At 57.8% G+C, this 8,148-nt stretch carries 5 protein-coding genes and 5 pseudogenes; 4 read left to right on the top strand and 6 right to left on the bottom strand.

Translation table 11 applies throughout. From position 1 onward, the window contains the following. Positions 1-76 precede the first annotated feature (76 nt). Positions 77-481, top strand: coding sequence for a helix-turn-helix domain-containing protein (locus tag AU381_RS01335; RefSeq protein ID WP_034859804.1), 405 nt, complete (start codon positions 77-79; stop codon positions 479-481). Then, positions 478-1,347 (top strand): IS3 family transposase, encoded by an 870-nt coding sequence (locus AU381_RS01330; RefSeq protein ID WP_015633379.1) that lies wholly within the window; start codon positions 478-480, stop codon positions 1,345-1,347. The genes AU381_RS01335 and AU381_RS01330 overlap by 4 nt, the downstream gene beginning before the upstream one ends. 79 nt (positions 1,348-1,426) lie before the next feature. On the opposite strand, the pseudogene AU381_RS01325 reads toward AU381_RS01330, so the two are convergent. From AU381_RS01325 to AU381_RS01305, 5 genes and pseudogenes are all read right to left on the bottom strand, one after another. Then, a pseudogene (locus AU381_RS01325) lies at positions 1,427-2,129 on the bottom strand (ISNCY family transposase); the annotation flags it as partial. Between the two features lie 293 nt (positions 2,130-2,422). Then, positions 2,423-3,801, bottom strand: a pseudogene (locus AU381_RS01320) (ISNCY family transposase). A gap of 178 nt (positions 3,802-3,979) precedes the next feature. Then, complete coding sequence (locus AU381_RS01315) at positions 3,980-4,990, bottom strand: IS30 family transposase (protein ID WP_014857614.1); 1,011 nt, start codon at positions 4,988-4,990, stop codon at positions 3,980-3,982. Positions 4,991-5,197: 207 nt separating this feature from the next. Beyond that, complete coding sequence (locus tag AU381_RS01310; protein ID WP_014857613.1) at positions 5,198-5,743, bottom strand: hypothetical protein; 546 nt, start codon at positions 5,741-5,743, stop codon at positions 5,198-5,200. Then, the gene (locus tag AU381_RS01305; protein WP_014857612.1) at positions 5,743-6,051 is read right to left on the bottom strand and encodes a type II toxin-antitoxin system TacA family antitoxin; all 309 of its coding nucleotides are present in this window, start codon (positions 6,049-6,051) and stop codon (positions 5,743-5,745) included. The genes AU381_RS01310 and AU381_RS01305 overlap by 1 nt, the downstream gene beginning before the upstream one ends. A 66-nt stretch (positions 6,052-6,117) precedes the next feature. Here AU381_RS01305 and AU381_RS29415 point away from each other — a divergent pair. Next, positions 6,118-6,192: pseudogene (locus AU381_RS29415) on the top strand (IS66 family insertion sequence element accessory protein TnpB); the annotation flags it as partial. Positions 6,193-6,240: 48 nt separating this feature from the next. After that, positions 6,241-6,744, top strand: a pseudogene (locus AU381_RS01300) (IS66 family transposase zinc-finger binding domain-containing protein); the annotation flags it as partial. A 528-nt stretch (positions 6,745-7,272) separates the two neighbouring features. On the opposite strand, the pseudogene AU381_RS01295 reads toward AU381_RS01300, so the two are convergent. Further along, positions 7,273-7,705: pseudogene (locus tag AU381_RS01295) on the bottom strand (Ros/MucR family transcriptional regulator). Between the last annotated feature and the right edge of the window lie 443 nt (positions 7,706-8,148).

Below are 8,148 nucleotides of genomic sequence, written 5' to 3'. Positions count from 1 at the left end.
CGTCGACCAGCCGTGGAAGATCATGTCCATCGGACTCCGCGAATGGGCGCATCGGTCATGATCACCGCTCGTTGGTATTATTGATGAGGACCAAAAACTGGAGCTTCTCCAGCGCATGGAGGCGGGTGAAACCGTCAGCAAGTTGGCAGATGAGGTTGGCATCAGTCGCCAACGTCTTTACGAGTGGCGTGATCAGCTGAGGCTTCATGGTAATCTGAAGTCACGTCGGCGCGGGCGGCCGGCCAGATCGACAGCAGGAGTTGACGGGGACTTGCAGCTGCAGAGCGCCGTCGAACAGCCAGCGCCTCAGGAAAAGGCACTGACCAAGGCCAGGCGCCGGATCAGGGAATTGGAGCAGAAAGTCGGGCAACAGCAGCTCGATCTCGATTTTTTTCGCGAAGCCTTGCGGCACTTCGAGGAAGATCAGCGTCGGAGCAGCGCTCCTGGCGAAACGGGATCTTCAAAGTCATCGAAAAGATGACAACCGGCCTGTCGCAAGGCGAATTCAACATCGACCGAATGTGCTGGCTCGCGGGCGTCAGCCGCGCGAGTTATTACCGTCACTGGCTGGATTCGGCCCCTCGTCGGGCCGAAACAGGTTTGCGAGACCTCATTCAAAAGATGGCTCTCGGCAACGCGCACTACGGTTACCGCCGGATCGGAGCCCTGTTGCGTCGGGAGGGGTGGCAAGTCAACCACAAGTGCATTCTACGCATCATGCGTGAAGACAATCTGTTGTGCCTGCGCGCAAGACCCTTTGTTCCTACAACGACCAACTCGAGGCATGGTTGGCAAGTCGTGCCGAACCTCGCCAGGGGCATGATCCTCAATGGGGTCAACCAGCTATGGGTTGCCGATATCACCTTCCTTCATCTCGCTGAGGAGTTTGCATTCCTTGCCGTTGTGCTTGACGCGTTTAGCCGCCGGGTGGTCGGATGGGCATTGGATACGCATCTCCGAGCAAGCCTTGCGATCGAAGCTCTCGAGATGGCTATCACCGATCGCCAGCCCGTGGCCGGGAGCCTCGTGCATCATTCCGATCGCGGCGTTCAATACGCGTGCGGAGCCTACTCCGAACTTCTGCATCTTCACGGCATCCAGGCGAGCATGAGCCGTGTCGGAAATCCTTATGACAACGCGAAAGCGGAGAGCTTCATGAAGACCCTGAAGCAGGAAGAGGTGCAAGGTCTCGCCTATAGGGATGCAGACGATGCTCGCCGGCGCATCGGCGCTTTCATCGATACCGTTTACAACACGCAGCGCCTGCACTCGGCGCTCGACTATCTCACGCCGGAGGAATACGAACAGAAGCATTCAGGTGGACGACGGATGGAAAAGGCGGCATAGCTGAACACGGGAAACTGTCCGCGATTTTCCTTGTCTCAGTCTGGGGGTGCACTCCACTTTAGTGAAAGCGCCGTCCGGGATTTAGCGGAATCAATGTCCAGCTTTTGCGAAGCGCGCACTGACCGCCCTTGGCATCCTTCTTCGCCACCCGGAACACCGAATGCTTATCGGAATAGAAGGCGACCGGAGCACCATGCGCCTTCAGATAGAGCTGCAGCGCCTCGAAATACGTAAACGCGCTTTCCGATCGTACGAACCGCAACTGCATCAGCTTGCCGGTCGCATCATCGATGAACACCAGCAGCGAACAGGGATCACCGCGATCTTCGAACCAGGGATGCTCGGAACCGTCGATCTGCACCAGTTCACCACAGGCCTCGCGCCGCAACCGCGGCTGATGAAACGTCCGCCGCTGCTTGCGCGACAGCCACAGACCGGCGTCCGCCATCCATTGGCGCAAGGTCTCGCGCGACACCGTCAGGCCATCAAGCTCCGCTAGCTTCTCAGCCGCCAGCGTCGGACCGAAATCCGCATAGCGCTCGCGCACGATCGCCATGGCATAATCGCGCACGCCGTCGCAAATCCGATTGTTCGATGGGCGACCGATCGCCTTGTGGCGGATCGACGCCGCACCGCCAGCGCTGATCCGATCCAGCAGCCGACGCACCTGGCGCGTGCTTAAGCCCAGGACATGCGCCGCCGACACCATCGTCATGCGGCCGTCGATCACCTTCGACAAAACCTCAATCCAGGTCGCGCTCGCTCATCGCAATCAATCCCATCCGCAATCTCCCACGTCATCAAAACGCGGGGAGAGTGACATTCTTACTTTGCAGGAACAGGACACTTTAACTTTGCGGCTACATATCATGTCACAGCTAATTAAAGATGAGACAAAGTAATCAACTTAGAAACGCGACATCATCCTAATCATTATTACTTAGTTTGCAAGTTGCTATATTTGCAAAGTACGAAGACGCAAGCCGCCGTCCGGGTGGAGCTGGTCAGGGTTGCGCAGCCCGGTCGGCGGCGGATGGCTCCAGCGGCAAAATAAACTTTAGCTTTGACCGCCCGATCACTCCGCCGCCTTCAGCTGCGCAAGGGCTTGCTGCCGCTTTGCGATAACCACGGGATCCTGGGTAAAATCGGTCTTTCTGCCAGGCTTGGTGCCACGCTTCTGGTAGCCATTCCCTTGGCTGCCATCGCGAATGCCGAACATATGATCCGTCTGGCCGGTGCGGCGCGGTCCGCCTTTGCTGCGCTGCTGTTGGCGCCCCGCCTGCAGCTCAGCGACGATCGAAAGCATGTCATCCAGCCGTTTGTTCTCGACCACCTCAGGGCGATGCACGGACCGTAACGTGTCGAACGTCCTGTAGGGCAGGGTGGCTTCCCCGTCTGTGATCTCCAGGCGTCCGTCGGGATAGTCGCAAACGACAACCTTCTTGCCGGCCAGCGCCGCTGCGCGATCTGTCGGATCGAGAATGAACATCACCTTGTCATAGCGCAGCGTCAACGAATTCGACAGCTTCCGAACCTCCTTGCGGCACATCGCACCATCGAGGTTCTCATGCGCGGCAAACGGCCGATGCATGTCCTTCGGATTACGCGCCGCCTTGCCAAAGCGACGATTGAAGTCGGCCATGAACTCTGGCGCATAGGCGTTCGCCGCCGCGATCGTGTCGATGCCGCGCAGCCGCAGTTCCTTGACGAGCCGATCCTGCAGCGTCTGGTTGGCGCGCTCGACGCGCCCCTTGGCCTGCGGGGTGTTGGCGCAGATGATGTCATGTTCAGCTCATAAAGCGCCGTGCTGCGGAAAACGCCATGCTTGTCGCTGTAAAACGCAATCGGCTTGCCCCATTGCTGCAAATAGGCCTTCGTCGCATGCAGATAGTCGAAGGTGTTCTCTGAAGTCGCAAAGCGCAAATGCAACAGCTTGCCGGTGGCATCGTCAATGTAGACGAGTAGGGCGCATTTGGGACCGCGGCTCTCGAACCACCAATGATGCGAGCCATCGATCTGGACCAGTTCGCCGAAACAATCGCGTCGGCCGCGCGGTTGGAAAACCCGCTTCTTGCGTTCGCGGCGCGACACCCAGATGCCGGCTTCCATCATCCATTGGCGCAGCGTCTCCTTGCTGACGGCTATCCGGTGGCGTTCGATCAACTTCTCGGCCGCCAAGGTCGGACCGAAATCGACATAATGCTCACGCACTAGGTCGAGCACCAGGTTGCGGAAATCCTCGCTGTGACGTCGGTTGCTCGGACGGCCGCGCTTCTTCGAGACCAGTCCGTCGGCGCCGGCCAGGTCATAGGCCTGCAATAGCCGGTGGACCTGACTGCGGCTAAGACGAAGCAACTCGGCCGCCTCGACGACACTCAGGCTGCCACCGCGAATCCGCTGAATGAGTTCAAGGCGATGCAATTCTTTCTGCGACATGACGATCAAACAAGACATGACGACTCCGAACGCTGTTGGGCTCAGCCACACTTCACGTCGCCAGTCTTCCTTCCAAACGCTGACGTTTGACCAGCATCCCAAGAGGCGACGACTGTCGCATCTCTAACTGGCCTATATGTCGCATCTCTAAACTGCCGTGTGAATTCATGCCGAACTGCGACTTGCGCGTGTGACGCTACCCGACACGTCGTATTTGCGCGAGCAGTTTCTTGCGGAAGACTTCCGCGGGCGTTCGGTAGCCTAAGCATTTCCGCGGTGTCGAGTTGAGCCGGTCGCAGATGTCCCTGAGCTCGCCGTCGCTGATCGACAGGGGATCGACCTCTCTCGAAAGCCATTTGCGAACCCGGCCATTGGTGTTCTCGACCGTGCCTTTCTGCCAGGGCGACTGCGGGTCACAGAACCATGTCTGCGTTCCGATGCCAGCCTGCAGATAGGGCCATTCGCTGAACTCAGTGCCACGGTCGAAGGTGATCGAGCGTCGAGCAGCGTGGGGCAGGGGTTGGAGCACCTCAATCAGCCCGTCCATGATCGGCTTGGATTGCCGGTCGTTGTTGCGCAGGAAGACAGCAAAGCGGCTGACCCGCTCCACCAGTGACGTCACGTTGGCCTTGCCGAACTTCTTGCGAAACTGAATGAGATCGCACTCCCAATGCCCGAACTGTTTGCGTTCGGCGACAGTATCAGGACGGTGAAGAATGTTGAGTTCCGGGCTGAAGCGGCGACCGTGACGCCGTCGGGCATGCCGCGGTCTGCGTCTCGCACGACGCTCCGGCAGGTGCCGCCACAGCTTGATGGCCTGGCCGTCTGCGGAATAGGCGAACTTGTAGATCGTCTCATAACTGACGCAAATCGGATGGCGCTCCAGCCGCATGCGGCCGGCGATCTGCTGTGGCGACCAGCCATGCATGATGCGCTCGACCACCGATTGGCGCACATGGACGAAGCGGGCGAGCTTGCGCAGCTTGGCTCTGCGTTCACGTGCCATCTCGTTGGCGGTCACGCAATAGTAGCCGCTGAGATCCGGCATCTGCGCATCCTCAAACGCATTGCGCTTGAGCTCGCGGAAAATCGTCGAACGATGCCGTCCGAGCTTCTCGGCGATGACCGTGGCGCTGAGGCCGGCCGCTCGCCAGCGAGCGATCCTGCGACGTTCATCCATATCGATCTGGGAGTAGGTGCGTCTCATGAGCATTCCTTGCGAGTGATAACCCATTGGTATCTATCGCAAGTCGCACTTCATCCTTGAACCCACCCCCGCTACATATCAAGATCGCATAATCTATCTTATGGAACAGCAGAGCGGTTTTGTTCCTGTTGCTTTTTGCACTTAAACCGCCGTCATGCAGGTGTGGCACATTTCGTTTAAATGCGTGCATCGCGCACCGAATGCGCGTTAGCCCATTAGGCTCCTGATCGTCGCGATCGGCAGGAACATCCGAAGCGGCATTGACGGCAAAGGTTGAAAGCCATATTCGCTGTAAAGCGCGACACGCCGGCTCGTCTTTTCTTCGTCACCGCAAACAAGGACATCGAGAAGAACGACGGCGATCCCAATCTGGTCAGCAATTCCGGCGATCCTTTGCAGGCAATCGGTAAGCAGATCGCCGCCGTAACCGCCACCCCTATATCGCAGATCGCGACCGATCATGGAGATATAGGCGGCCGGTATCGAGCCGTGTCCCGGCCGGGTGCGGGAAAAGCGTTCCGGCAGATCAGCATAGCTGATCGAGTGGCTGTTGATGGCGTAGAACCCTATAACCGTTGTGCCATCGTCTTCGGTCATCACATAGACACGAAGGTTGTCTGCTTTCGATAGCTTGTTCGCCGTCTTCTTGAAGAAGTTGTCGACCTGGATGATTCCACAAAAAAAAGCCGCCCGATCATACCGGTTGGGATCGAGCGGCTCGACTATGCGTTTTGCGGCGCCGGTATTTGCCATTACTTAGAGACTACGGTCTCGCTATAACGCTTGAACGCGTCTCTCAGCCGATCGGTCGGTTTGGACGGATTATCCAAAGCGTCGAAAAACGCCTGGTAGTCCGTTGTCTGCAACAAGGTCGCCTCATGCGCCGCGATCGTGGCAATGGCAGACTGGTAGGCAGCGTTGATCGTGAACGCAGAATCGTCGAGGCCGGAAAGTGCCGCGGCACGCTGGATCGTCCTCTTCACGCGCTCCTTCGTACGGAAGTTCATTCGAACGGTGTTCGGCTCATCGATGTCAATCGTGACGTCCTTGATTGCTCGCATGACCGGCTCCTTCATGTCGTTTAAGCCAAATGTACGTTAGACGAACGTACATTTCAAGGCCGAACAAATTTTTTGCTGGCCGGTATCGACTGGACTCGGGTCAAGCGAAACGTCGTAAAGCGGCCAACGAAAGCGGGCTGATCCTATTGGATTTGCTTGAAGATTCAGGATCATGTGCTAGGGTCTGCTATGCCGCTTCGACCCGACTCTTTACCTCAGGATGCCGCGCAATTGAGCCGGATCATTCTCTCGCTCGATGCAGAGAATGCCGACCTCAAGGCGCGCGTTGCCTTCCTGGAGCAGCAGCTCTTTGGGCCGAAATCGAAGAAGATGACGGCGATCGACCCGACGCAGGCGACGCTTGACCTTGGCGATCTCAGCGACATTCCCGAGGCGGCCAATGACGATGTTGCACCCGTGGCTGAAGGGCCAAAACAGGAGCGACGGTCACCGTCGCGCAACATCGGCCGTTTACCCAGGCACCTCCCACGGTATGAAGAGCTTATCGAGCCGGAGAGCAAGATTTGCCCGTGCTGCTCGTTCGAGCTTCATTGCGTCGGCACGGACGTCAGTGAGGCACTCGACATCGTGCCGGCGGTTGTCCGGGTAAAGCAGACGATCCGGCCGCGCTATGCATGCCGGGCCTGCGAAAGCGTCATTGTGCAAGCGCCCGCGTCGGCGCGCGTGATGGACGAGAGCAATGTCGCCCCCATGCGGCTTGCGTTCTGCCTTGCTCACGCGCGACGCAAGTTCGTCGATGTCGTCAAGCTGACCAGCTCTTCGGAGGCGGGCCGATGACGCCGCCACCGAGGAAGGCCGCAGGCGCGCTGCGCATGAGTGTCGTGTTGGCAGGCCCGGCCATGGTCGACCCTGATGCCGCATGCTCCGCGGTAACCATTCGTCAAGCCTGTTGATCGGATGGCCGGCGATGCGCGTGAGGATATCTCGAAGATGGACCTCCGGATCGAGACGGTTGAACTTGGCGGATTCGCCAACGACAAGATTAATGAAAACCTTGAAGCGGCGCACCGTCTCGTCATCGCTGGATTTAAGCGTAAGCTGTGAAATCTACATATGTCCAAGCTTTCGTTCGGGCTCAACATTCGTCAATCACGCCGTGCATCTGGAAGATGCGGCCGAAACACCGCATTCTGCATAGCATTTCGCGCAAATTAAAGGCGTGGCGCGTAGCTGGCAGCGATCGCCGCCGGCGATAACGTTCTACTTACCACGACGCTTGCGGCGCTCGCCGAGGCCTATCTCCTTGGCCAAACGCGAGCGGGCTTCCGCATAAGCGGGCGCGACCATCGGGTAGGTCCGCGGGTAGGTCCCACTTTTCGCGATAATCTTCCGGCGACAGATTGTGGTGGGTCATCAAGTGGCGCTTCAGCGACTTGAAGGCGCCGCCGCATTCGAGGCAGGTGATCTGATCGTTTTGCACAGACTTGCGGATCGAGACCGCTGGCTTCGGCTTCTCAATGGGAGCAATCACCGGCGCGGGAGCAGTGGCATTGTTGAGCGCTGAATGAACGTCAGCGATAAGCGTCGGAAGCTCGGCACCCGGAACCACGTGGGTGCTGACATAGGCGGCTACGATTTCTGCCGTCAGTTCTGCCAAGAGTTCGTTGCTCGCACCGAGCGTGGTTTCTGTCATCTTCTTCTCCTATCGGATCTTAGCAACATATCCCAAAACGACGTTTCAGGAGGAAACATGCGAGAAAATGCCGCTGAACTCACTTGCCTCTTGAAACTGGACGGTCATTGCACAGGAGCCAGGCTCCGCCGCAACATCAAGGCTCAAGTCGTGATGGGAAGTCGCCGCCAAGGCGCCGAGCTGGCTGACGGCTCAAAGCAACAGGGAAGAATCACAACCCAAGCTGGAATTTCGTCAAAGTATTTATCTGCGACGACACTTTTCATTTAGTGAATTAACACCGATCGAGGATATGTCAAAACATAATTTTAATCCGCAGCTACCAAGTCTATTAAAAAACCATTAATTCTGCCGTAGGCTCAGGTTTGTTTGAATCGGTCGGCGTGCTATGGCTAGATACATGGAGGAAGGTCCTGAACTGTGTCATTGAGGTGGGATTGAAG

This window comes from Sinorhizobium glycinis (genome assembly GCF_001651865.1).
Taxonomy (GTDB): domain Bacteria; phylum Pseudomonadota; class Alphaproteobacteria; order Rhizobiales; family Rhizobiaceae; genus Sinorhizobium; species Sinorhizobium glycinis.
This window is presented reverse-complemented; position numbering and strand designations above follow the sequence as displayed.